Source organism: Leucobacter sp. CX169 (assembly GCF_017161405.1).
Classification (GTDB): Bacteria; Actinomycetota; Actinomycetes; order Actinomycetales; family Microbacteriaceae; genus Cx-87.
This window is the reverse complement of sequence record NZ_CP071051.1, coordinates 507191-530383: the sequence shown is the minus strand read 5'-3', so window position 1 is coordinate 530383 and position 23193 is coordinate 507191. Positions and strand designations below refer to the sequence as shown.

The window sequence follows — 23193 nt, the reverse complement described above, 5'->3', positions numbered from 1 at the left end:
TTGAAGCAACCCGAGCCGCCTGCCGTGAACGCCGCACCGCCCGGGCCGGAACTACACTGAGCACTGTGCCGATCGTCCCCATAGCGTCGCTCGACGACCCCCGACTTGCCGACTTCTCGCGCCGCACGGACGTCGCCCTGCGGCACGATCAGCAGAGCGAACACGGAATTTTTCTCACCGAGTCGGCCCTCGTCACCTCGCGTGCCCTGGACTCCGGCTACGTGCCGCGCGCGGTGCTCGCGCTCGACGGGTCGCGCGCCGAGGCGGAGCGTCTGCTCGCCGATTACCCCGACGTCCCCGTGTTCACGGGCAGCGACGAACTCCTCTCGGGCCACACCGGGTACCAGCTGCACCGCGGCCTCATCGGCTCGTTCGATCGGCCTGCACGGCAGGATCCTGCGGAACTTTTGGCGGGGCCCGGCCGTCGCACCGTCGTCATTTTGGAGAACATCGCCGACCCGACGAACGTCGGCGCCATCTTCCGCTCGGTCGCCGGCATCGGTGCCGACGCGGTGCTCGTCACCGAGCGCTGCAGCGACCCGTTCTATCGCCGCGCAATCCGTGTGAGCATGGGCTCGACCCTGCTCGTCCCCTGGACGCGGACGGCCAGCTGGGCCGAGACCCGCGCCGCGCTCGACGCGGCAGGATTCCACCTCGCCACCTTCGACCTCACGGACGGCGCGGTACCGCTGCGCCAGTTCGCGGCGAACCGACCGGAGAAGCTCGCGATCGTGCTGGGCGAGGAGGGTCCCGGCATTACCGCCGAGGCGACGGCCGCGGCCGATACCGTCGTCACGATCCCGATGCGGCACGGCGTTGACTCGCTGAACGTTGCGGCCGCGAGCGCCGTCGCGATCTGGGCGCTCGCGGGCGGGTAGGCCGACTCTCGTTCGCGACTCGCGGGGCGCACCCCAACTGAGGACCTAGGTCACGTTTCTTCGCATTCGATTCTCCATACGCTGGAAAGGCTGTCAACCATTCCAGGGGGAAACCATCGTGCAGAAAATCGTCCTTACCGGGCTCGCCGCAGCCGGCATCCTGTCACTCGTCGCCGCTCCGGCATTCGCGGCGCCCGCCACCACATCGGTCACGCACGACGTCACCGCCGACACCGCGATTGAGATTGCCGACGACTACGATCGCTGGGGCGACGCGGCCCCCTTCGCCCCCACTGGCGCGGTCAGCTTCCCGCTCACCGTCGGGAACCCCGACAACGACTTCACGCACCAGAGCTTCGCCATGTCGACCCGGGCACCTGCCGGCTGCGTGCGCACCGTCAACAGCTTCACCGTCGGGTACACGCTCGAGTCATTCAGGGATCTGAACGAGGACCAGCTGATGATCGGTGCGGGTGTGGGAACGGGCGAGCCGCTCGAACTCGACACTCTCGCAGAGTCCGGCGTTGTCTTCAGCGGCACGGGGCGTATCGGCTACGTCGAAAACAACGGCACGGGATCCGATCGTGCGTGGCTGTACCTGCCCAGTTGGTCGCCTGCGGCGCACAGCGCCTCGGCCACCCTGACCTTCCCCGAGCCGGTGACCGTGGAGAACGCCCGCGGCTACATCGGATTCTCGGAACCGCTGGAAGCCGACTGGGTCGTCGACACGGCGTCCTTCTCGGTGACGGACGTCTGCGCGGGCGACGCCGCCCTCCCGGCCATCGTCCCGCCGCGCCGCGTCGAAGCCGGTGTCGCTGGTACCGATGTGTCGCCGCTGATCGCGGGCACCGCAGCCGTCGGCTTGCTCGGCGCCGCGCTCGCCGCTCGCCTCGCTCGCCGCGCAGGGGCTCGCTAGGTCCGCTGCACGCCCGTATCGGGTGACGGGCCTACTCAGCGTCGAGCAGCCCCGTCACCCGATACGGGATCACCTCGCGAAGGAACAAACTCGTCGAGGTGCGCATGATTCCCGGACAGAGCCGGATCACCTCGCTCACGCGGTAGAGGTCGTCGGGGCTCCGGGCGACCACGCGCAGCAATAGGTCCGTGCTGCCGGCGGGCGCGAAGCACTCGAGCACCTCGGGAATATCGGCGAGCGCCGCGATCGCCTCCTGGATCTGGTGCTGATCGAGCTCGACCTGCACGCTGGCCGCGACCGGGCGGCCGAGCGCCGCCGGAGTGATGCGCGCGCTGTTACGCCGGAGGTGTCCACCCGCCGCGAGCTTCTCCAGTCGGGCCTGGACCGTGCCCCGGGCGAGGCCCAGTCGCATCGCGATCATCGCGGTCGGCATGCGCGCGTCCTCGTCCAGCACGCCCAGGATTCGCCGGTCTGTCGCATCAAGTTCGCTCATCGTGATCACTTCCTGCCTCATCTGGCCTCTACAAATTGATCAATCTGCTCAATTATGCACGCGCCGGTTGCGCGATCCGCAAGGGCTCGTTTGAATGTTCCTGGTAGCCGACACATCCCGTCGCTACAGTCCCACTGCCCGCACCACCCCGCGAGCAACAGGAGGCGCCTCACCCCGGCGCCGCAAGGAGTAGTCATGCGCACCCTCGACGCCCCACGGCTCACCACCCCGAGCCACCCACCCGCTCTGGCGGCGGCTTCGATCAGGCCCCGGGCGCGCATCATCATCACCTCGCTCGCGCTGTTCGCGCTTCTCGTGAGCGCCAACCTCAGCACGCCGCTGTTTCCCCTCCTCGAGCAGAAACTCGGCACGGGATCGATCGGCACCTCGCTCGCGTTCTCGAGCTATGTGCTCGCGCTGATCGTCGGTCTCCTGCTGTTTCGCAGGATCGCCGACACGGTGAATCGCCGCACCGTGCTGCTCGTGGCCCTGGCCACCGCGGCCGGCGCAACGGCGGCCCTCGCCTTCGCTCCCTCCCTGGGCTGGTTCTGCGCTGCCCGCGCCGCGCAGGGGGTCGCCGTCGCCTGTGCCACCGGCATCGGCGCGGCGTCCCTGCGCGCGCTCCTCCCGAGCAAGCCAGCACTCGTGGGCCGCCTCACGCTGCTGGCGACCTCGGGCGGGGTCGCCGCGGGCCCCATCCTGGGCGGGCTCCTGTCCGGGATGGGCGAACCGCTCGTCACGCCCTACCTCGTCGTCGCCGCGGTCATCGCGGTGATCCTGCCGGCGATCGTCGTGATCGCGCCGCACTGGGCGTGCGCGCAGGTGCCGCCGCACCGCGGTCTGGCCCTCGCCGATGTTCCACCGCCCGCGACCGACGATCGCGCCGGGGCCACAGCCCCAGACCCCGCCGCAACGCGCGCTTTCCGCATCGCGGCCGCCACCGGCTTCCTGAGTTTCACCGTATTCGGGTTCTGCCTCTCGCTCGCCCCCGCCCACTTCGCCGGCATCGCCGGCACGAGTTCGCCCGTCCTCATTGGCCTGCTCGCCGCGACGACGCTCGGGGCCTCCGCGCTCACCCAGCTCGTGCCGCTGCGCGGACGCTGGCGGACGCCGGTGGGTCTCGGTGTGCTCGCCCTCGCGCTCGTCGGCCTTGCGGCGGCGGCCCCGCTCGACAGCCTGGCGCTGCTGATCACCGCCGGTATCCTCGCCGGCATCGGCCAGGGCGTGGCGTTCCAGGCCACGTTCACCGCGGCCATCGCGGCGGTGGCCCCCGAGCGCACCGGATCGACCGTCAGCGCGATCTATACGGTCACCTACCTCGGCAGCGCGCTGCCGGTCATCGGGCTCGGCGTGCTCGCCGAGCACCTCGGTCTCTCGGTCGCAGTGCCACTCTTTGCCGGGGTCACGGCCGTGGCCTGCGCGGCGCTCGCTTTGGCGACACAGCGGGCGGGAAACCCAAAGGTCTCGTAGCTCCCCGTCTGGCCCGCCAGAGCGTGCGGATCTCGTGAGCGCAATATGTTGCTTCGCGCGCCGTGAACGAGCGCATTGCGTTCAGGAGATGCGGGGTGGGGCCCTGCGCGCCGCCCGCTAGTCCGCGAGGCTGCGCAGCGCGGCGCGGTCTGCGTCACTCTCGAGTAGATCGGCGAAGCGGTCGGCGATCGCCTGCCGGGCGATCAGGCTCGCCCGCGCCGCGTCGCGCCCCTCGATCGCGTCGAAGAGCCCGCGGTCGATCTCGGCCGAAGCGACCTTCTCCGACCCGTCCATCGGGTTGGCGTCGATGCGCCGATGCATCAGGCCGCGCAGCACACCGGAGACGGCCTCGCCGCTCAGGCGCAGCACCTTGTTGCCACTCGCCGCCCAGATAGCCTCGTGAAACTCGAGGTCGGCGTCGATGAAGCCGGCGGAGTTCTCGGCGGCCTCGGCCGCCATGCGCTGCACCGCGGCGCGCATGCGCTCGAGCTGCTCGGGGGTGTGCCGGATCGCCGCGAGCCGGCTCGCGGAACCCTCGAGCACCACCCGGTACTCGACGAGTTCCGCGACGCTCAGCACGTCGGTGCCGACCATTGCCCGGAACGAACGCGTCAGGTTCTCGGACGACGGCGCGAGCACGACCGGGCCGCCCCGGGTGCCGGGGCGCGACTCGAGCAGCCCCCGACTCTGCAAGACGCGCAGGGCTTCGCGCACGGTGGGTCGGCTCACCCCGAACTGCCCCATGAGGTCTCGCTCGCTCGCCAGCTGAGCCCCCACCGGGATGTCCCCGGAGACGATTGCTTGCTCGATCTGGTCGACAATGCGCTGGTAGGTGTGCACAGGCACCGCTGGTTCAAAGCTGTGAGACGTCATCATCCGGAGCTCTTCCTGGTCTGTGAGACCGAACGTGGTGGGGCGCCTTCCGCAAGGCGCTCCCGAATCTTACCGCGTGACTAAGTGGCCTTACCATGTATCCTGGTTCGAACCTCTCGGCGCAACTGGAAGGATGCACCCGAGCCGGTACGGCTCAGCCTCTGCGCCGCCGGGCAGCTCGACGGGCAACGCAGCCCACTCCAGGACAATCCGGTCACGGGGAACGCCTCGACACCATCAAGGAAAGCAAAGATGCAACGTAAGAACACATTCCTCGCCGCCGCCGCGCTTGCGGCCACCGGCTCCCTCCTGCTCGCTGGCTGCTCCGCCGGCGCCGGCAGCACCGCTGACGCGGGCGCCGAAAAGTCCACGAAGGCAGTGCTCGCCCTCACCGGCGCACCCACCAACCTTGACTTCACCACGACCGCCGGGGCCGCGATCCCGCAGGCCATGATGTCGAACGTGTACGAGGGCCTCGTCGAGCTGAACGACGCCGGCGAGATCGAGCCGCTGCTCGCGTCCGAGTGGACCGTCAGCGACGATCGCAAGACCTACACCTTCACCCTGCAGGACGGGGTCACCTTCTCGAACGGCGATGCGTTCACCGCGGACGACGTGAAGTTCAGCTTCGACCGCGTCAAGAGCGACTGGGTCTCGAGCCTCAAGGCGAAGATGGACGTCGTCGACAATGTCGAGGTCCTCTCGGACACCGAGGTCGCCGTACACCTGAGCGCCCCCTCGAACGCCTGGCTGTTCAGCCTCGCAACGCCCGTCGGCGCAATCTTCAGCCCCGATGGCGTGGCGGACCTCGCAAACGCTCCCGTCGGCACCGGCCCGTACACGGTCGAGACCTGGACCCCGAACGAGAGCATTGTGCTCGACACCCGCGACGACTACTGGGGCGAGGGCCCCGGCGTCGAGCAGGTCACCCTGCGCTACTTCGCGGACGCCACCGCCACGACGAACGCGCTGCGCACCGGCGACGTCGACGCGATCATCAACCTGCAGGCGCCCGAACTGCTCGACAGCTTCGAGTCGGATGACAAGTTCAAGGTCATCACGGGTACCTCGAGCGGCGAGGTCTCGCTTTCGCTGAACAACCAGGCGGCACCGTTCGACGATGTGCGCGTGCGCCAGGCAGTGCTCTATGCGCTGGACGAGCAGGCCATCATCGACACCGCCTGGAACGGCTACGGCACGCCCCAGGCGACGTTCGCCACGCCGACCGACCCGTACTACGAGGACCTCACGGACGTCTACGCGTACGACCCCAAGAAGGCGAAGGCCCTGCTGGCGGAAGCCGGCTACGAGAACGGCCTGGACATCACCTACACCGTTCCGACCCGCCCCTACGCGCAGGCCGTCTCGGAGATCGTCGTCTCGCAGCTCAAGGACGTCGGCATCAACGTCACCATCAAGTCCTCCGAGTTCCCCGCGGTGTGGCTCGACGAGGTCTTCACGAACCACGACTACCAGATGACCACCGTCCTCGCGGTCGAGGCTCGTGACATCCTCACGGTCTTCAACAACCCCGAGTACTACATCGGCTACGACAACTCGGTCATCGCGCCGCTCGCCGCCGCGGCCGACCAGGCCGACGAGGCGGGCTACGTCTCGGGCATGCAGGACGTCGCACGTCAGATCGTGGACGACGCGGCATCGGGTGTGCTGTTCCTCTTCCCGAACATCGTCGTCGCAAAGGCCGGCCTTGAGGGCCTGCCCGAGAACGCCATCATCGAGGCGCTCAACCTGACCGACCTGCACTGGAAGTAGTCAGTTCGTTTTCACTCGGTCGCCCGGGTGACGCGCTCTGCGTCACCCGGGCGACCTCCCGCATCGTTCCCATGAACGAGCACCGCGCACAACCGGAGGAAGCCGCATGGCCTTACGGATCCTGATCAATCTTGCACGGTTCGCCGTGACGTATATCGTCGCGACGGTCGTCGTGTTCCTCTTCATGCGTCTGGTCCCCGGGGACCCCGCGCAGATCGCCCTCGGCGTGAACGCAACCCCCGAGCTACTCGAGCAGACGCGAGCCGAGTTCGGCACCGACCGGCCGCTCATCGTGCAGTACTTCGACTGGTTCTTCGGCCTGCTGCGCGGCGATTTCGGCACCTCCTACCTCACCCGCACCGACATCAGCCCGATGGTGGCCGACCGCGTGCAGGTCAGCCTCATCCTGGTGCTCACCGCGATGGCGCTCGCGCTGCTCGTCGCGATCCCCCTCGGCACCTGGGCCGCGGTCAAGCACCGCAACCTCTCGGGCGTCGTCATCGGCGTCGGCTCGCAGCTGGGTGTTGCTATCCCCGGCTTCCTCGCCGGCATCCTGCTCGTGTTGGTATTTGCCGTGAACCTCGGCTGGCTGCCCGCGAACGGCTGGACGGCCCCCTCGGTGGACTTCGTCGACTTCCTGAGGCGGCTCGTCCTCCCGGTCGTCGCCCTCGCTTCCGTGCAGGGCGCGATCCTCACTCGCTATGTGCGCTCTGCCGTGTTGGAAGTCATGAGCGAGGACTACCTGCGCACCGCCCGCGCGAAGGGCCTGAGCAAGACCGGCGCCCTCCTGAAGCACGGTCTGCGCAACGCGGCCATCCCGGTCATCACCGTCACCGGCGTCCAAATTGCAGCCCTCATTATCGGCGCCGTGGTCATCGAGCGGGTCTTCGTGATCCCCGGTCTCGGCTCCATGCTGCTCGACGCGGTCGGCAACCGTGACCTCCTCACGGTGCAGTCCGTCGTGATGGTGCTCGTCGCGATCACGCTGATCCTCAACCTCGTCGTCGACCTGCTTTACACCGTCGTCGATCCGCGCATGCGAAGGAGTGCCTAGCCATGAGCACGCAGAACATCCCGACCCCTCCGGTCCAGGCGCCGCGCACCAGCGCGCTCTCGGCCCCGGGGCGCGCGACCACCAGCCCCCGGGCGCCGGGGCGCGGCAAGCTCTCCCCCACGCTCCTCATCGGGACCGCCCTGATCGGGCTGGTCGTGCTCGCCGCGATCGTCTCGTACATCTGGACGCCATACGACCCCGTCCAGGTGGACGCCGCCGCGCGCCTCCAGGGCTCGAGCGCCGCGCACCTCATGGGCACCGACAAGTACGGCCGAGACGTATTCTCGGCGATCCTGTACGGCGCCCGCATCACCCTCCTGGTCGGCGTCATCTCCGTCGGCATCGCGATCCTGATCGGCACCCCGCTCGGCATCCTCGCCGGCATTCGCGGCGGCTGGATCGAAGAGGTCATCATGCGCACCTCGGACATCGCGCTCGCCTTCCCCGCGCTGCTGCTCGCCATCATGTTCAGCGCCATCTTCGGTGCTTCAACGATGACCGCGATGGTCGCGATCGGCATCTCGACTGTGCCCGGCTTCGCCCGCGTGGCCCGCTCCGGCACTCTGCAGGTGATGGGCACCGAGTACGTGCTCGCCGCCCGCGCGGCCAGCCAGTCGCGGTTCCGGATCGCGCTGCGCCACGTCTTGCCGAACATCATCGGCATCGTGGTCGTGCAGTGCTCCGTGTCCTTCTCGCTCGCGGTGCTCGCCGAGGCTGGCCTCAGCTTCCTCGGCCTCGGCACCCCGCCGCCCACCCCCTCGTGGGGGCGCATGCTGCAGGAGTCGCAGCAGTTCCTCGGCACCGAGCCCATGCTCGCTGTCTGGCCCGGGCTCGCCATCGCGATCGCCGTCATGGGCTTCAACCTGCTCGGCGACGGACTGCGCGACCGATTCGATCCGAAGCTCAACGGGAGCCACAGCTGATGAATACGCTTACCAAGCCCAAGGTGCAGGACGCCTCGCCCCTGCTCCGCGTCGACAACCTCACGGTGCGCACGCCCCATCGCCCGCTCGTGCAGAACTTCTCGCTGCACATGCAGCACGGCGAGCGCATCGGCCTGATCGGCGAGTCAGGCTCCGGCAAGTCGATGACCACGACCGCGCTGCTCGGGCTGCTGCCCGCCGGCGTCTCGGCAGAGGGCTCGGTGCGGCTCGACGGCTACGCCGGGAACCTGCTTGAGGCGTCCGAGTCGGACCTCTCGAAGATTCGCGGCAAGGACGTCGCGATGGTCTTCCAGGAGCCGTTGACCGCGCTGAACCCGCTCATGCGGGCCGGCGCCCAGGTCGCCGAGATCATCCTGCAGCACCGGCTCGCGCCGAACAAGGCCGAAGCGATGCGCCGCGCCGTCGAGATGCTCGACGCCGTGCACCTACCCGACCCGGCGCAGGCCGCGAAGGCGTACCCGCACCAGCTTTCGGGCGGGCAGCGTCAGCGCGTCATGCTCGCGATGGCCCTCGCCAACGACCCCTCGCTGCTGCTCTGCGACGAGCCGACGACCGCGCTCGACGTCACCGTGCAGCGCCAGGTCCTCGACCTCATCCTCGAGCTCGTGCGCGAGCGCGGCACCGGCCTCTTGTTCATCACGCACGACCTCGCCGTCGTCGCGAACATGTGCACCCGCGTGCTGGTGATGAACCAGGGCGTTGTCGTCGAGGAGGGCACGACCGAGGATGTCTTCACGCGCCCCCAGCACCCCTACACGCGCGGCCTGCTCGCCGCGTCCGACCTCGATGCGGTCGATGCGAACGGACGCCTGTTCACGGTCGCGACCGCGCAGGAGTATGTGCCCCCGACGGTTGCCTCGACGAACGTCCAGCGGGATCCTGCCGAAGACGCCGCTGCCGAGCCGAGCGTGGCCCCGGAGCCGGCCCCCGCGCCGGCCACCGCGCATCCGCCGCGTCCCGATGCGGAGCCCGTGATGCGCGTGACGGACCTAGTCCGCACGTACTCGCGCGGCAAGACCAGTCTGTTCAAGCCGGCGACCGAGGTGCGGGCCCTGAAGGGCATCTCGTTCGAGGTCCCCGAGGGCGGCCGTCTCGGCGTCGTTGGCGAGTCCGGATCGGGCAAGTCGACGCTGCTCCGGATCCTGGCGGGCCTCGACCAGCCGACCTCGGGCAGCGCGATCGTCGCGGGCAACGAGGTGTCGGGCGCGAAGGAGTCGGAGCTGCGCGAGCTGCGCCAGAACCTGCAGATCGTGTTCCAGGACCCGATGGGCTCGCTCGACCCGCGCATGACCGTCGAACAGATCATCTCCGAACCCCTGCTCGTGCGCGGTCGCAACGAGTCCGCGCGCGATCGCTCGCGCATGGTCGCCGAGATGCTCGAGTCGGTGGGACTGCCTGCTGAGGCAGCCACCCGCTACCCGCACCAGTTCTCGGGCGGGCAGCGCCAGCGCATCTCGATCGCCCGTGCGCTCATCTGCCGGCCTCGCGTGGTGGTGGCCGACGAGCCGGTGAGCGCCCTGGACGTGTCCGTGCGCGCGCAGGTGCTCAACCTGCTCGCCGACTTGGTCGACGAGTATGGTCTCACCCTCGTCTTCGTCTCGCACGACCTGAACGTCGTGCGGCACCTGTGCGATTCGGTCGTCGTCATGCAATCGGGCGAGATCGTCGAGGCGGGCGAGACCGAAGAGGTCTACCGCAACCCGCAGCATCCATACACGAAGCGACTGATTGACTCGTCACTGACGCTGCGCCAGGAGCTCACCGGTTCCCGGTAGCTCCGCCCGTTTGACTCTCGCTGAACCGCTCCATCGAAAGGACCGTATGTCTTCCGCCGCGACCCCCCGTCTCGCAGATCTCGACGCCGGAACGCTCAGCGAGCGCTACGCGAGCGGGGACCTGACCCCGAGCGAGGTGGCCGAGGACGTCATCGCGCGGGTCGAGGCGCGCGAGCCCGAGCTCAACGCGCTCTACCTCTTCGACGCCGCGCAGGTGCGCGCGGACGCCGCGGCGTCTTCTGCGCGCTGGGCCGCGGGCAGCCCCCGTAGCCCCTTCGACGGCGTCCCCGCGACGGTCAAGGAGAACATTGCCCGCGCGGGGCAGCCGAAGCCGTCGGGCACGGCGCTGCCGAACCCGGTGATCGCGGCGCGCAACGCCCCGACCACGGACCGACTGCTCGAGGCGGGCTGCGTCATCATCGGCTCGACCACGATGCCCGACTGGGGCATGCTCTCGTCGGGCGTCTCGAGCCTGCACGGGATCACCCGCGGCGCGCTCAACCCGGCCCACACCTCGGGCGGCTCGAGCGCGGGCGCGGGCACCGCCGCCGCGGCGGGCTATGGCCCGCTGCACATCGGCACCGACATCGGCGGCTCGATCCGGCTGCCCGGCACCTGGCAGGGCCTCACGGCGCTCAAGCCAAGCGAGGGCCTCATCCCCCTCGACGTGCCCTACGACGGTCGCGCCGCGGGCCCACTGACCCGGACGGCCGCCGACTCGGTACGCCTCATGTCGATCGTCGCCCGCCCCGACGAGCGCGACTATCTGACGCGCCCGTACCCGCCCATGGACTGGTCGACCGAGCCGCTGGCCCCCGCGGGCCTCCGCGTCGCCCTCCAGCTCGATGCGGGCTCGGGTCTCGCGGTCGAGCCCGAAACGCTCGCCATCGTGGAGCGCGCGGCCCAGGTCTTCGCTGACGCGGGCGCCGTGGTCGAGCCGCTGGCCCCGTTCGTCGGCCCCGAGGTGCTCGACGGCCTCGTCGGGTTCTGGCGCAGCCGCTCCTACGCCGACTTCGAGCTGCTGAGCGAGTCCGACCGCGCGCTCGTGCTGCCCTTCATCGTCGACTGGTGCGTCGCCGGCTCGAACTTCACGGCGGCCGAGACCATCCGCAATCGCAACCAGATCGACGAGATGGCGCGCCTCACCCGCGCGGCCACCGCGCCTTACGACCTCGTGCTCTCTCCCGTGTCGCCCGTCGCGGCGTTCGCGGCGGAGGACCCGATGCCGATCACCGACCCTCTTGAGACGATGGGCCACATCTCGTTCACCGTGCCGTACAACATGTCGGGACAGCCCGCGCTGTCCATCGGCGCCGGCATCCAGGCGGACGGGCGTACCGTCGGCCTGCAGATCGCCGGGCCCATCGGCACCGACGACACGCTCATGCGCGTTGCCTGCTGGTTCGAGTCGGCCCGTGGTGCGGACGCCGAGGTTGATTGGTCGCTGCTGCCGTAGGACTCCATCGCACGCCGTTCCCGTAGGACTCCATCGCCCGCCGTTCCCGGAGGGCTCCATCGCCCGCAGTTCCCGGAGCGATCACACTTCCCGGAGCCGCCCGAGCCACATTTCCGCTCCGGGAACTCAGAAAGCTCCGGGAAGTGCGGCGCGGGGCCGAGAACGCAGAAGGGCCCGGGCAAGTGCCCGGGCCCTTGCTGTACCTGCCGCTAGGAGGACGGCGGCGTGTAGCGCCCGTCGATCGCGGTCCAGCCGCCGTCGACGGTCAGCGTCGTGCCCGTCACGAACGTCGAGGCGTCCGACGCCAGGAACACGACGGCTCCCGCGAGCTCATCGGGGCGAGCCCAGCGGCCGAGCGCGGCCTTCGACGCGTAGGCGCCGTACCACTCGTCATTCGCCTTGATCTGCGCGGTCAGCGGGGTCTCCACGACGCCCGGGGCGACGACGTTCACGCGCACCCCCGCGGGGCCGTACTCGGCCGCGCCCGTCTTCGCGAGCTGCACGAGCCCCGCCTTGGTCGCCGCGTAGACGCCCTGGCCGGGCTCGACGACCTGCGCGCGAATCGACGCGAAGCCGATGATCGAGCCGCCGCCGTTCGCCGCGAAGCGTGTGCCAAACTTCCGGATCAGCTGGAACGAGGCGCGCAGGTTGAGGTTCACGACGCGGTCGAACTCGTCCATAGAGTAGTCCGCCATGCGCTTGCGCACGTTCGTCGCGGCCGTGAACACGAGCGACGAGGCGTTGCCGAAACGCTCAACGGCGGCATCTATCGCCGCGTCGTCGAGGACGTTCAGCTGGTAGGCCTCGGCCGAGCCACCCGTGCCCGAGATGAGCGCGGTCGTCGCCTCTGCGGCCTCCAGGGAGTAGTCGGCAATCACGACGTGAGCGCCCTGCGCGGCCAGCGCCTGCGCCGCCTCGCGGCCAATGCCGCTGCCCGCACCGATCACCACAATCGTGCGGTTATCGAGCCGGAAGAGCTGGGTGTAGTCGATCTGCGGGAATTCGCTCATGTGGGGGTCTCCAGAAGGGGTGAGGGGTCGATGGGCGGCGGAGCTTCCTAGCGGCGCGCCTTGGGGCGAATCATGGCCATGCGCGTCACGGTGAACTCCTCGACAGCGAAGCGGGGGCCCTCGCGGCCGATGCCCGAGTCCTTCACCCCGCCGTAGGGCATGATGTCGGAGCGGAAACCGGGGATCTCGTTGACGACCACGCCGCCGACCTCGAGCCGGTCGATCGCGTCGAACGCGCTCTCGAGCGAGGCCGTGTAGATCGCGGCCTGCAGTCCGTAGCGCGAGTGGTTGACGAGATCGATCGCCTCGTCGACCGAGTCGACGGTGGCGAGGCAGACCACGGGACCGAAGATCTCTTCGTTCCACGCCTCGGCGTCGTTCGGCACGTCGCCGAGCACCGTGGGGCGCACGAGCGCGGCGTCGCCGTCGCCCGGCCCGGCGCCGAGCACGCGCGCGCCAGCCTCGACCGCGGCCGTGATGACCGCGCGGATCCGGTCGCCCGAGCCCGAGTTGATGACGTGCGCGACGTTCGTGTCCTCGTCGCGGGGGTCGCCGACCACGACCTCGCTCAGGCGCTCGACCAGTCGGCTGGTGAACTGCTCGGCAATCGGGCGCTCGAGCACGACGCGCTGCACCGAAATGCAGGCCTGGCCGTTGGCGTAGAACGCGCCGCGCAGCACGGCGTCGACCGCGGCCTCGACGTCGGCGTCTGCCGCGACGATGAAGCCGGTGTTCGAGCCGAGCTCAAGCACGGCTTTGCGCGGCGCCGCCTGGCGAGCGATGAGGTGTCCGATCTTCGCGGATCCCGTGAACGAAACCACGGCCGCACGCGGGTCGGTGACCAAGACCTCGCCGACCTCGGGGCCGCCGTTGACGAGCTGCACCGCGGCGGCCGTCACGCCGTGCGCGGCGAGCACCTCGCGGGTGATCGCAAGCAGCTCGAGCGTCGCCAGTGGCGTGTTCGGCGCGGGCTTGATGATGACGGGGCAGGCCGCCGCGATCGCCGGCGCGAGCTTGTGGGTCGCGAGCAGCAGGGGGTAGTTAAAGCCGGCGATGCCGATAACGACGCCCGCGGGCTTGCGCGTGAAGTAGCCGATCATGCCGCGGCCGGTCTCCTGCAGATCGAGCGGCACGGTCTCGCCGCGCAGGTGTGCGACCTCTTCAGCCGTCGCTTCGAGGGTGACAATCGTGCGGTTGACCTCGACGCGGCAGTCCCGGCGGGGCTTGCCCGTTTCCAGGATCAGAAGGTCCTCGAGGCGGGCGGCCTCGGCGCGCACGCGCTCAGTGATCGCGACCAGGATCGATCGGCGCTGCGCCGTCGAGAGCGCGGCGACCTCGAAACGTGCAGCCTCAGCGGCGTCGAGTGCATCGCGCGAGTCCTGCACCGTGCTGACGGGGGCGTTCGCAACCAGGCTGCCGTCGAACGGGAACACGACCGGTGCGCTCGTCTCGGACGTGCGCCACTCGGTGCCGATCGGCAGCGCGCCCGCCGGGGCGAGCAAAGAAAGGGTGTCTGACATGGGCGAGTTCCTTCGCTGCTGGACGGGCACCCTCGCGCCCAGGCGCTTCGGCGTCACCGCTGACTGAAATCAACCCTCGCAATGAGTGGTCTTACCATTTAATATAGTTCACTAGGGCCGCAATGCCAATGCCCCTTGCCCGACTCAGGCTCCGCTTCCCAGAAGGATTCCTCAATGACTCGCAGCTATCGCATCGCAGTACTCCCCGGTGACGGAATCGGGCCGGAGGTCGTGGGCTCTGCGCTCGAGGTCCTCGACGCCGCCGAAAAGCGATTCGGATTCCACACCGACCGGAGCGAATACGCCGCCGGGGCAAACCACTACCTCGAGACCGGCGAGCTTTTCGACGAGCTCGAGGCCGAGCTCCGCGACAAGGACGCGATCCTGTTCGGCTCCATGGGCGACCCACGCGTCACCCCCGGGATCCTGGAGCGCGGCTTCATCCTGGAGATGCGCCAGCGCTTCCAACAAGCCGCGAACGTCCGCCCCGTGCGTCTGTACCCCGGTGTCCCGACCCCGATCGTCGACCTGACTCCCGAGCGCTGTGAGCTCGTCATCGTGCGCGAGAACACCGAGGGCGCCTACGTCGGCCAGGGCTCGACCGTGCACCGCGGCACCCCGAACGCGGTCGCGATGCAGGAGTCCCTGAACACCCGCGCAGGCATCGAGCGCGTCGTCGACTTCGCGTTCCGCCTCGCGGTGAGTCGCCGGAAGAAGCTCACGCTCTGCCACAAGACCAACATTCTGGTCGCCGCCGGCCAGCTCTGGCAGGAGGTCGTGAACGACCTCTCGGCCCACTACCCCGAGGTCGAGACCGACTACGTGCACGTCGACGCGATGTGCTTCCACCTGCCGCTCACGCCCGAACGCTTCGACGTCGTCGTCACCGACAACCTGTTCGGAGACATCATCACCGACCTCGGCGCCGTCATCCAGGGCGGCCTCGGCGTCGCCACGAGCGCCAATCTCAACCTCGACGGCAGCGCGCCCAGCATGTTCGAGGCCATCCACGGCTCGGCCCCCGACATTGCGGGCAAGGGCTGGGCGAACCCGTCGGGCTCGATCCTGTCGCTCGCCCTCATGCTCGGTCACCTCGGCGAGGGCGAAGCCGCGCAGGCCATCGAGGCGGCGACCGTGCAGGTGCTCGGCGAGCTCCCCGCCCTCGCCGGTGCCGCGATGGGTGCCAGCACCGCCGAGGTGGGCGCCCGCGTCGCTGAGATCGTGCGCGGTGGCAGCTACGACACGGCGCTCGTCCCGAACTCGCTGCTCGGCACGCTCGCGGAGCTCGCCCCGACGCGCCTGAGCTAGACCCCGCAACGCACAAGCGCCCCTGACCGCGAAAGTCGGGGGCGCTTGTGCGTGTCGCTACGCCTGCGGCGGCTGCAACACCGAGAAGTCCGGCTGGCCGTTTGCATCGGCGGGCAGCGGGGTGCCATCGGCGAAGAGCGGCCAGGGCAAAAGTTCCGGCTGCGGGGCCGCGGCGGGCTGCGGCGCGGGCGCCGAGGCAGGATCCTGCTGGCCCGGGTACTGCCCGGCGGGGTACTGCGCCAGCGGGGCCGGCTGCACCTGCGGAAGCGGGGCAGGCTGTGCAGGCGCGGCGGCCCGGCGGGCGTCGCGCTCGTCAGCGGCGTAGTTCCAGCGCAGCAGCAAGGTAATCGCGAGGCCGAGGGCGGTCAGGATCAGCGTCGCGACGGCGATCTTCCAGTACAGATCGGGGATCGTGACCTTGAACGCCTCGATGCCGGTGGGCGCCGTGAAGAGAATGCCCGAGAGCACCGCGAGCACGCTCGTAATGAACGCGAAACGGCCGAGCGGCGCGGGCCGGTTGTTGCCGAGGCGCAGCAGCAGCTCGCAGCCGATGATGACGATGCGGGTCACCCCGATAATGAAGACCGACTTCCAGAAGATCGTGAAGATCAGGGTGAAGTCGTACGGCGTGATCCAGATCACGATGAGGGCGAGGCCCAAGATGTACGTGTTCGCGATCAGGGCGACCGGCGCGTACCACTCCGAGCGGGTCTCGCGCCGGGTATCGAGCGCCGTGAACGTCGTAAAGACGGCAAAGAGAATGAAGGTCGAGAACACCCGCTCGAACTTGCCCTCGAAGTCGCCCAAGAAGAGCAGCGCGATCGAGGCGATCGAGACGACCGCGAGCAGGCCGATGCTGACCTTCAGGAACGGCGAGAGCTGGCGGTGGGCCGCGGGCCGTGTCTGAACCGGGGCCGACTGAGGCGTCGCAGCCGGGGCCGCCCCCTCGGGTGTGGACACGTCAGGAGTGTGAGGCTGCTGTGTACTCATAATGTTCAGTGTTGTCGCTTCGCCACCGAATCGCCAGCCCCACGCGCCGAATGCACCGCATTCCCAGGCCGGCACGGCCCGCGCGAGCACACTCACACGGACGGGTAGACTGGCCGAAGGCCCAACCCAGGCACCGGCACTGCGCTGCCGCGCGCCACCTCGAGCAACGGAGAGCCCCGAGCGTGACTGAGTCCCACGTCCCCGAAGTGCATGCCCCCGACACGGTCGCGAACGCGACCCAGACGCCCGACAAGGAGCAGCCATACGGCGCTCTCGGGCTGAAGGACGACGAGTACGCGAAGATCCGCGAGATTCTGGGGCGCCGCCCCACCTCCGGTGAACTCGCAATGTACTCCGTCATGTGGTCCGAGCACTGCTCGTACAAGTCCTCCAAGATCTACCTGCGCCAGTTTGGCCAGAAGGTCAACGACAAGATGAAGGAACGCCTGCTCGTCGGCATGGGCGAGAACGCCGGTGTGGTCGACGTGGGCAATGGCTTCGCCGTGACCTTCAAGGTGGAGAGCCACAACCACCCCTCCTACATCGAGCCCTTCCAGGGCGCGGCCACCGGCGTCGGCGGCATCATCCGCGACATCATCTCGATGGGCGCACGCCCGGTCGCAGTGATGGACCAGCTGCGCTTCGGTGACATCGACCACCCCGACACCGCGCGCGTCGTGCACGGCGTCGTGTCGGGCATCAGCTCGTACGCGAACTGCCTCGGCCTGCCCAACATCGGCGGCGAGACCGTGTTCGACGCGGTCTACCAGGCGAACCCGCTCGTCAACGCCCTGGGCGTCGGCGTGCTGCGCCACGAGGACCTGCACCTGGCCAACGCCTCGGGCGTGGGCAACAAGGTCGTCCTCTTCGGCGCCCGCACGGGCGGCGACGGCATCGGCGGCGCGTCGATCCTGGCCTCTGACAGCTTCGACGAGGGCGGCCCCACCAAGCGCCCCGCCGTGCAGGTCGGCGACCCCTTCGCCGAGAAGGTGCTCATTGAGTGCTGCCTCGAGCTGTTCCGCGGCGAGCTGGTTGAGGGCATTCAGGATCTCGGCGCGGCCGGCATCTCCTGCGCCACGAGCGAGCTCGCGGCGAACGGCGACGGCGGCATGTTCATCGAGCTCGACAGCGTCCTGCTGCGCGACCCGTCGCTCACCGCCGAGGAGATCCTCATGTCGGAGAGCCAGGAGCGCATGATGGCGGTCGTCGCGCCTGAGAAGCTCGACGCGTTCCTCGCCGTCACCGAGAAGTGGGACGTCGAGACCAGCGTGCTGGGCCACGTCACCGACACCGGCCGCCTCGTCATCAACTGGCACGGCGAGGAGATCGTCAACGTGGACCCGTCGACGGTCGCCGTCGACGGACCGGTGTACGAGCGTCCCGTCGCCTACCCGGCGTGGATCGACGCGCTGCAGGCGGACACCGCCTCGGCGCTGCCCCGCGCGAACTCCGGCGCCGAGCTGCGCGAGCAGCTCCTCGCCGTGGCTGCCAGCCCGAATCAGGCAGACGTGTCGTGGATAACGAACCAGTACGACCACTACGTCATGGGCAACACCGCGCTCAGCTTCCCCGACGGCGCCGGCATGATCCGCGTCGACGAGGAGACCGGGCTCGGCATCGCCATCGCGACCGACGCGAACGGCCGCTACTGCCAGCTCGACCCGTACGCGGGTGCGCAGCTCGCGCTCGCCGAGGCCTACCGCAACGTCGCGACGTCGGGCGCTGTGCCCACCGCCGTGACGGACTGCCTGAACTTCGGCAGCCCCGAGAACCCCGAGGTGATGTGGCAGTTCTCACGCGCCGTTGAGGGCCTTTCTGACGCGTGTCTCGCGCTCGAGGTACCCGTGACCGGCGGAAACGTGTCGTTCTACAACCAGACGGGCGACACCCCGATTCACCCGACCCCCGTGGTCGGCGTGCTCGGGATTATCGACGACGTCGCGAAGCGTGTCCCGAGCGGCTGGCAGGATCAGGGCGAGAACCTCTACCTGCTCGGCACCACGCGTGAGGAGCTCGACGGTTCGGCCTGGGCCGGCACCATCCACAGCCACCTCGGCGGCACGCCCCCCACGGTGGACCTCGCGGGCGAGCGCCGTCTCGCGGAGCTGCTGCAGGCGGGCGTCCAGGGCGAACTCATCTCGGCCGCGCAGGACCTCTCAGACGGCGGCCTGGCGCAGGCCCTCGTCGATGCCACTCTGCGTTTCGGCGTCGGCGCGCGCGTCTGGCTCGGCGAGATCATGGAGCGCGACGGCGTCGACGCGACCACCGCTCTCTTCTCGGAGTCGCAGGGCCGCGTGCTCGTCTCGGTGCCCCGCGAGGAGGACGTGAAGTTCCGCGGCCTGTGCGAGGGTCGGAACTACCCCGTGCTGCGCGTGGGCGTCACCGACGGTACCGGTGTCGATGCGGCCCTCGAGGTGCAGGATCAGTTCACCGTTACGCTCGGCGAGCTGGCCGGAGCACACCGTGGCACGCTTCCCGAGCGCTTCGGCGCGGTCGTCGGCGAGGTCGCTGTCGGCGCGTAGCCGAGACGCAGAAAAGGGCCCCGCGGCTTGCCGCGGGGCCCTTTTCGTGCAAGTCTGATGTGAGCGGGGCTGACACTGGGGGGTGCTGAAATTGCCCCGCTCACGAGTAGAACGATAGATTCGGTTGCGAATCGCGAACCGATTTCAATTGCTCTATGTACTAGTAGAACAGGACTGAAGCGAGGCGTGGCTGCGATGACCGCGGTTTCATCCCTCGCTTCACCCTTGGGGTCAGTCGGCCAGGATCGCGCCCGCGCGCTGCACGATATTCGCATGCAGCTCGGCAACCGGTAGCGCCGCATCGAGCGTCAGGAAGCGCCCTGGCTCGGCAGCCGCGAGCGCCAGGAAGCCCTCGCGCACCGCCGTGTGAAAGTCGTTTGCCTCGCGCTCGAGGCGGTCGGCCACTCCCCCGGCTTTCGCGCGCCGCTCGACCGCGAGCTCGGGTGACACATCAAGTAGCACGGTGAGATCCGGCTGCAGCGAGTCACTCGCCCAGGCACTGAGCCGGCGCACATCGTCGACCTCGAGCACGCGGCCCGCGCCCTGGTAGGCGAGGGACGAGTCGATGTAGCGATCCTGCACGACGATCGCCCCGCGCGCGAGCGCCGGCCGCACCACCTGCGCCACGTGCTGCGCACGATCGGCCGCGTAGAGCAGGGCCTCGGCGCGCGGGTCAATCGGCTCGTCGCCGTGCAGGAGCAGTTCACGGAGCTGTCGACCGAGCGACGTGCCTCCGGGTTCGCGCGTGCGCACGACCTCGTGGCCGCGGGCCCGCAGCCACGCTTCGAGCAGCTCGGCTTGGGTCGTCTTGCCCGCGCCATCGCCGCCCTCGAGCGTGATGAAACGACCCGTCAGTCCGTGTGCCGTGGCGGCGGTGGCCCCGCTCACTCCCCTGCCGCCTCCGCCGCCGCCTTCTTGGCGGCACGCGTCGCCGCCGCCTTCTTCGCGGCTGCGGAGCGGACCGGATCGACGGCCTTCGCCGCCGAGGCCTTCTTCGCCGCAGGCTTCTTCGCAGCGGCCTTCTTCACCGGAGCCTTCTTGGCGGGCGCCTTCTTTGCGGGCGCCTTGCGCTTCACCGGGCCCTTCGCGCGCTTGATCGCGAGCAGCTCGATGGCGCGCTCAAAGGTGATGCTCTCGACCTCTTCGCCGCGCGGAATCGTGGCGTTCGTCTCGCCGTCGGTGACGTACGGGCCGAAGCGTCCGTCCTTCACCTTGATCGGCTTGCCGCTGACCGGGTCTGCCTCGAACTCCTTCAACGCGCTTGACGCGCGCTTCGCGCCGTACTTCGGCTGGGCAAAGATCTCCTGTGCTCCGGCGAGGTCGACGGTGAAGATCGCGTCCTCGCTGGGAAGGGTACGCGTGTCAGTGCCCTTCTTCAGATACGGGCCGTAGCGGCCGTTCTGCGCCGTGATTTCTGCCCCCGTCTCGGGGTCCGTGCCCACCAAGCGGGGCAGGTTGAGCAGGGCGAGCGCGGTATCGAGGTCGATCGTGTCGAGCGACATCGAGGCGAAGATTGAGGCGGTGCGCGGCTTTTCCGCCGCAGCCTTTTTCGCCTTCGGCTTCGCGTCCGGATCGACCGGCGCCTCGGGGATCGCCTCGGTCACGTACGGGCCGAAACGGCCCGTCTTCGCAAGGATCTCCCGCCCGTTCTCGGGGTTCACGCCGATCACGCGGTCCTCGATCGGCTCTTGGTCCGCGAGCTCGTGCGCGCGCGCCGGGGTGAGCTCGTCGGGGGCGAGCCCCTCGGGCAGGTTCACGATACGAGGCTTGAGTTCCCCGTTCTCGTCGACCTCGCACTTGTCGTCGAAGACCTCGAGGTACGGGCCGTACTTGCCGTTGCGCAGCGAGACCGCGTCGTCGATGCGGATCGTGTTGATGGCGCGGGCGTCGATCTCGCCAAGGTTGTCGACGACGCCACGGAGGCCTGGGTGGCTGTCGGAGCCGAAGTAGAACTCTCGCAGCCACTCGGTGCGGTCGGCTTCGCCAGCCGCGATCCGGTCGAGGTCGTTCTCCATCTCGGCAGTGAAGTCGTAGTTCACGAGCGCCGAGAAGTACTCTTCGAGCAGGCGCACCACCGAGAAGGCGATCCAGCTCGGAACCAGAGCCTGGCCCTTCTTGGTGACGTAGCCGCGGTCCATGATCGTGCTGATGATCGCGGCAAATGTCGAGGGGCGGCCGATGCCGAGGTCCTCGAGGCGCTTCGTCAGGCTGGCCTCGGTGTAGCGGGGCGGCGGGCTCGTCTCGTGGCCCTTCGCCTCGGGATCTTGCACGCCAAGGGTCGCTCCCTGGGTGAGCGGGGGCAGGGCGACGTTGCGTTCGGACTCGCCGCGCTTCTCGTCCTTGCCCTCTTCGTAGGCGAGGAGGAAGCCCTGGAAGGTGATGACGGTGCCGCTCGCGGTGAACTCGGCGTTGACCGTGCCCGCCGCGTCGGGGTCTGGGAGGTTGACGCCGAGGGTGACCGTGTCAGTCGAGCCCTTCGCGTCGGCCATCTGGCTCGCGACGGTGCGCTTCCAGATCAGCTCGTAGAGGGCGAACTCGCCCTGGGTGAGCTTGCCCTTGAGCTCGGCTGGGCGCTGGAACTCCTCGCCCGCGGGACGAATGGCCTCGTGCGCCTCCTGGGCACCCTTCGCCTTGCCCGTGTAGACACGCGGGGCGTCCGGTACGGTCTCGGCGCCGTAGAGCGCTTTGGCCTGCGTGCGCGCCGCCTGAATCGCCTGCTGCGAGAGCGTCGGCGAGTCGGTACGCATATAGGTGATGTACCCGTTTTCGTACAGGCCCTGGGCGAAGGACATGGTCTGGCGCGAGCTGTAGCGCAGCTTGCGCGAGGCCTCCTGCTGCAAGGTCGACGTCGTGAACGGAGCTGCGGGGCGACGGGTGTGCGGCTTCGTCTCGACCGCGCGCACCTCCGCCTGCGTGCCGTCCGCGGCAAGTGCGGTGGCGAGCGCCTGTGCGCGGTCAGCCGCGAGCACGAGCACGTCGGCCTTCGCCGCCTTCTCGGTCAGCTTGCCGTCGTCGCCGAAGTCTCCGCCGCCCGCGAGCTTCTTGTCGTTCAGGCGCACCAAGCGAGCTTCGAACTGTTCGACGCCGCCGACGGGCTCGGCCAGCGTGAACGCCGCCGTCAGGTCCCAGTATCCGGCGGCCGTGAAGGCGAGACGCTCGCGTTCCCGGTCGACCACGAGACGGGTCGCCGCAGACTGCACGCGCCCCGCCGAAAGCTTGGGCGCGACCTTGCGCCAGAGCACGGGCGAGATGTCGTAGCCGTAGAGACGGTCGAGGATGCGCCGGGTCTCCTGCGCGTCGACCAGCGAGGTGTCGAGTTCGCGTGTGTTTGCCTTGGCGTGCTCGATCGCGTCCTTGGTGATTTCGTGGAACACCATGCGGCGCACGGGCACCTTCGGCTTGAGTACCTCGAGCAGGTGCCAGGCGATGGCCTCTCCCTCGCGGTCCTCATCAGTGGCGAGCCACAGCTCGTCCGCATTCTTCAGTGCGCGCTTGAGGTCGCTGACGGTCTTCTTCTTATTATCCGCCACCACGTAGTAGGGCGCGAAGTCGTTGTCGACATCGACGGCGAACTTACCGAAGGGACCTTTCTTGAGCTCTGGCGGCAGCTCGGAGGGTTCCGCGAGGTCGCGGATATGTCCGACTGAGGCGATGACCTCATAGTCGTCACCGAGATAGGCGCCGATCGTTTTCGCCTTGGTCGGCGACTCCACGATGACGAGCTTCTTCGTCCCCTTCACGGGTCTCCTTCTTCGCTCCGCGTTGCGGTCCTGGTACTCCAGTGCGATTACCAGGGCTCAGCCCACTGCCCTCGACACGATACACAAGTGCGGCTCGGAGTCCGATGCCACCCGCTTTCTCCCGATTCTAGGGCCCGTCTGCCCGCAAATCCTCCGGGCCCGCCCGAGAGCGCGCTAAGGCCGGGCCGAGCGGCGTGCCCGCGCGCACCCAAACGCGCACCTCAAGCCCGCTGATCTCGCAGCGAACCAGTTCGACGCGAGCGGCAGCGGCGACCTCCCCGGCGACCACACAGGGGTCGTCCGCGAGCCACCCCGATAGTGCATCGGCGGCGGCGATCGCCGCGGCATCGGCGGCGCCCGCCGCGCGCTGGCGCGCCTCGAGCGCGCCGGTCGCCGCGACCACCGGCAGCCCGATCAGCATGGCGGCCGCGGCGAGCCCCCAACCCAGCGGAACGCTCATGCTCGACCGAT

At 69.1% G+C, this 23193-nt stretch carries 18 protein-coding genes; 10 read left to right on the top strand and 8 right to left on the bottom strand.

What is annotated here, in order from left to right:
* Positions 1-65: 65 nt before the first annotated feature.
* Together JW030_RS02275 and JW030_RS02270 are read left to right on the top strand one after the other, a co-directional pair.
* On the top strand, positions 66-878 hold the full coding sequence (locus JW030_RS02275) for an RNA methyltransferase (protein ID WP_241095511.1): 813 nt from the start codon (positions 66-68) through the stop codon (positions 876-878).
* Positions 879-996: 118 nt separating this feature from the next.
* Positions 997-1794 carry a hypothetical protein gene (locus JW030_RS02270; protein ID WP_188046383.1) on the top strand — a complete coding sequence of 266 codons (798 nt, stop codon included), beginning with the start codon at positions 997-999 and terminating at the stop codon, positions 1792-1794.
* A 31-nt stretch (positions 1795-1825) separates the two neighbouring features.
* Here the strand turns inward: JW030_RS02270 and JW030_RS02265 are convergent, their stop codons facing one another.
* Complete coding sequence (locus JW030_RS02265) at positions 1826-2287, bottom strand: Lrp/AsnC family transcriptional regulator (protein ID WP_188046382.1); 462 nt, start codon at positions 2285-2287, stop codon at positions 1826-1828.
* A gap of 195 nt (positions 2288-2482) precedes the next feature.
* Here JW030_RS02265 and JW030_RS02260 point away from each other — a divergent pair, with 195 nt between their 5' ends.
* Positions 2483-3757, top strand: a complete 1275-nt coding sequence (locus JW030_RS02260; protein WP_188046381.1) for an MFS transporter — start codon at positions 2483-2485, stop codon at positions 3755-3757.
* A 117-nt stretch (positions 3758-3874) separates the two neighbouring features.
* Here JW030_RS02260 and JW030_RS02255 read toward each other — a convergent pair whose 3' ends face one another.
* Positions 3875-4633: a FadR/GntR family transcriptional regulator gene (locus JW030_RS02255; RefSeq protein WP_188046380.1), complete on the bottom strand. Its 759-nt coding sequence runs from the start codon at positions 4631-4633 to the stop codon at positions 3875-3877.
* A 249-nt stretch (positions 4634-4882) separates the two neighbouring features.
* Here JW030_RS02255 and JW030_RS02250 point away from each other — a divergent pair, with 249 nt between their 5' ends.
* The 5 genes from JW030_RS02250 (at position 4883) to JW030_RS02230 (ending at position 11632) form a co-directional block, all read left to right on the top strand.
* Positions 4883-6403 carry an ABC transporter substrate-binding protein gene (locus tag JW030_RS02250; RefSeq protein ID WP_188046379.1) on the top strand — a complete coding sequence of 507 codons (1521 nt, stop codon included), beginning with the start codon at positions 4883-4885 and terminating at the stop codon, positions 6401-6403.
* Positions 6404-6509: 106 nt separating this feature from the next.
* Entirely contained in the window at positions 6510-7457 is a 948-nt protein-coding gene (locus JW030_RS02245; RefSeq protein WP_188046378.1) for an ABC transporter permease, read from the top strand.
* Positions 7458-7459: 2 nt separating this feature from the next.
* On the top strand, positions 7460-8380 hold the full coding sequence (locus tag JW030_RS02240) for an ABC transporter permease (RefSeq protein WP_188046377.1): 921 nt from the start codon (positions 7460-7462) through the stop codon (positions 8378-8380).
* Positions 8380-10176 (top strand): ABC transporter ATP-binding protein, encoded by a 1797-nt coding sequence (locus JW030_RS02235; protein ID WP_188046376.1) that lies wholly within the window; start codon positions 8380-8382, stop codon positions 10174-10176. The genes JW030_RS02240 and JW030_RS02235 overlap by 1 nt, the downstream gene beginning before the upstream one ends.
* A 46-nt stretch (positions 10177-10222) precedes the next feature.
* A complete protein-coding gene (locus JW030_RS02230) occupies positions 10223-11632 on the top strand; it encodes an amidase (RefSeq protein ID WP_188046375.1) in 1410 nt (469 codons plus the stop codon).
* A 209-nt stretch (positions 11633-11841) separates the two neighbouring features.
* Here JW030_RS02230 and JW030_RS02225 read toward each other — a convergent pair whose 3' ends face one another.
* Positions 11842-12642: an SDR family NAD(P)-dependent oxidoreductase gene (locus JW030_RS02225; RefSeq protein ID WP_188046374.1), complete on the bottom strand. Its 801-nt coding sequence runs from the start codon at positions 12640-12642 to the stop codon at positions 11842-11844.
* Between the two features lie 47 nt (positions 12643-12689).
* The gene (locus JW030_RS02220) at positions 12690-14162 is read right to left on the bottom strand and encodes an aldehyde dehydrogenase family protein (protein ID WP_188046373.1); all 1473 of its coding nucleotides are present in this window, start codon (positions 14160-14162) and stop codon (positions 12690-12692) included.
* A 174-nt stretch (positions 14163-14336) separates the two neighbouring features.
* Here JW030_RS02220 and JW030_RS02215 point away from each other — a divergent pair, with 174 nt between their 5' ends.
* The gene (locus JW030_RS02215; protein ID WP_188046372.1) at positions 14337-15470 is read left to right on the top strand and encodes a 3-isopropylmalate dehydrogenase; all 1134 of its coding nucleotides are present in this window, start codon (positions 14337-14339) and stop codon (positions 15468-15470) included.
* Between the two features lie 57 nt (positions 15471-15527).
* On the opposite strand, the gene JW030_RS02210 is transcribed toward JW030_RS02215, so the two are convergent.
* The gene (locus JW030_RS02210) at positions 15528-16430 is read right to left on the bottom strand and encodes a hypothetical protein (protein WP_188046371.1); all 903 of its coding nucleotides are present in this window, start codon (positions 16428-16430) and stop codon (positions 15528-15530) included.
* Between the two features lie 212 nt (positions 16431-16642).
* Here JW030_RS02210 and purL point away from each other — a divergent pair, with 212 nt between their 5' ends.
* Positions 16643-18982: a phosphoribosylformylglycinamidine synthase subunit PurL gene (gene purL, locus JW030_RS02205; RefSeq protein WP_241095510.1), complete on the top strand. Its 2340-nt coding sequence runs from the start codon at positions 16643-16645 to the stop codon at positions 18980-18982.
* A gap of 231 nt (positions 18983-19213) precedes the next feature.
* Here purL and tmk read toward each other — a convergent pair whose 3' ends face one another.
* The 3 genes from tmk to JW030_RS02190 all read right to left on the bottom strand — a co-directional run bounded on the left by tmk (position 19214) and on the right by JW030_RS02190 (position 23182).
* Positions 19214-19870 (bottom strand): dTMP kinase, encoded by a 657-nt coding sequence (gene tmk, locus JW030_RS02200; protein WP_370566977.1) that lies wholly within the window; start codon positions 19868-19870, stop codon positions 19214-19216.
* Positions 19867-22722, bottom strand: a complete 2856-nt coding sequence (gene topA / locus JW030_RS02195; RefSeq protein ID WP_188046369.1) for a type I DNA topoisomerase — start codon at positions 22720-22722, stop codon at positions 19867-19869. Before topA ends, tmk begins: the two co-directional genes overlap by 4 nt.
* 127 nt (positions 22723-22849) lie before the next feature.
* A complete protein-coding gene (locus JW030_RS02190; RefSeq protein WP_188046368.1) occupies positions 22850-23182 on the bottom strand; it encodes an Rv3654c family TadE-like protein in 333 nt (110 codons plus the stop codon).
* Positions 23183-23193: the final 11 nt, after the last annotated feature.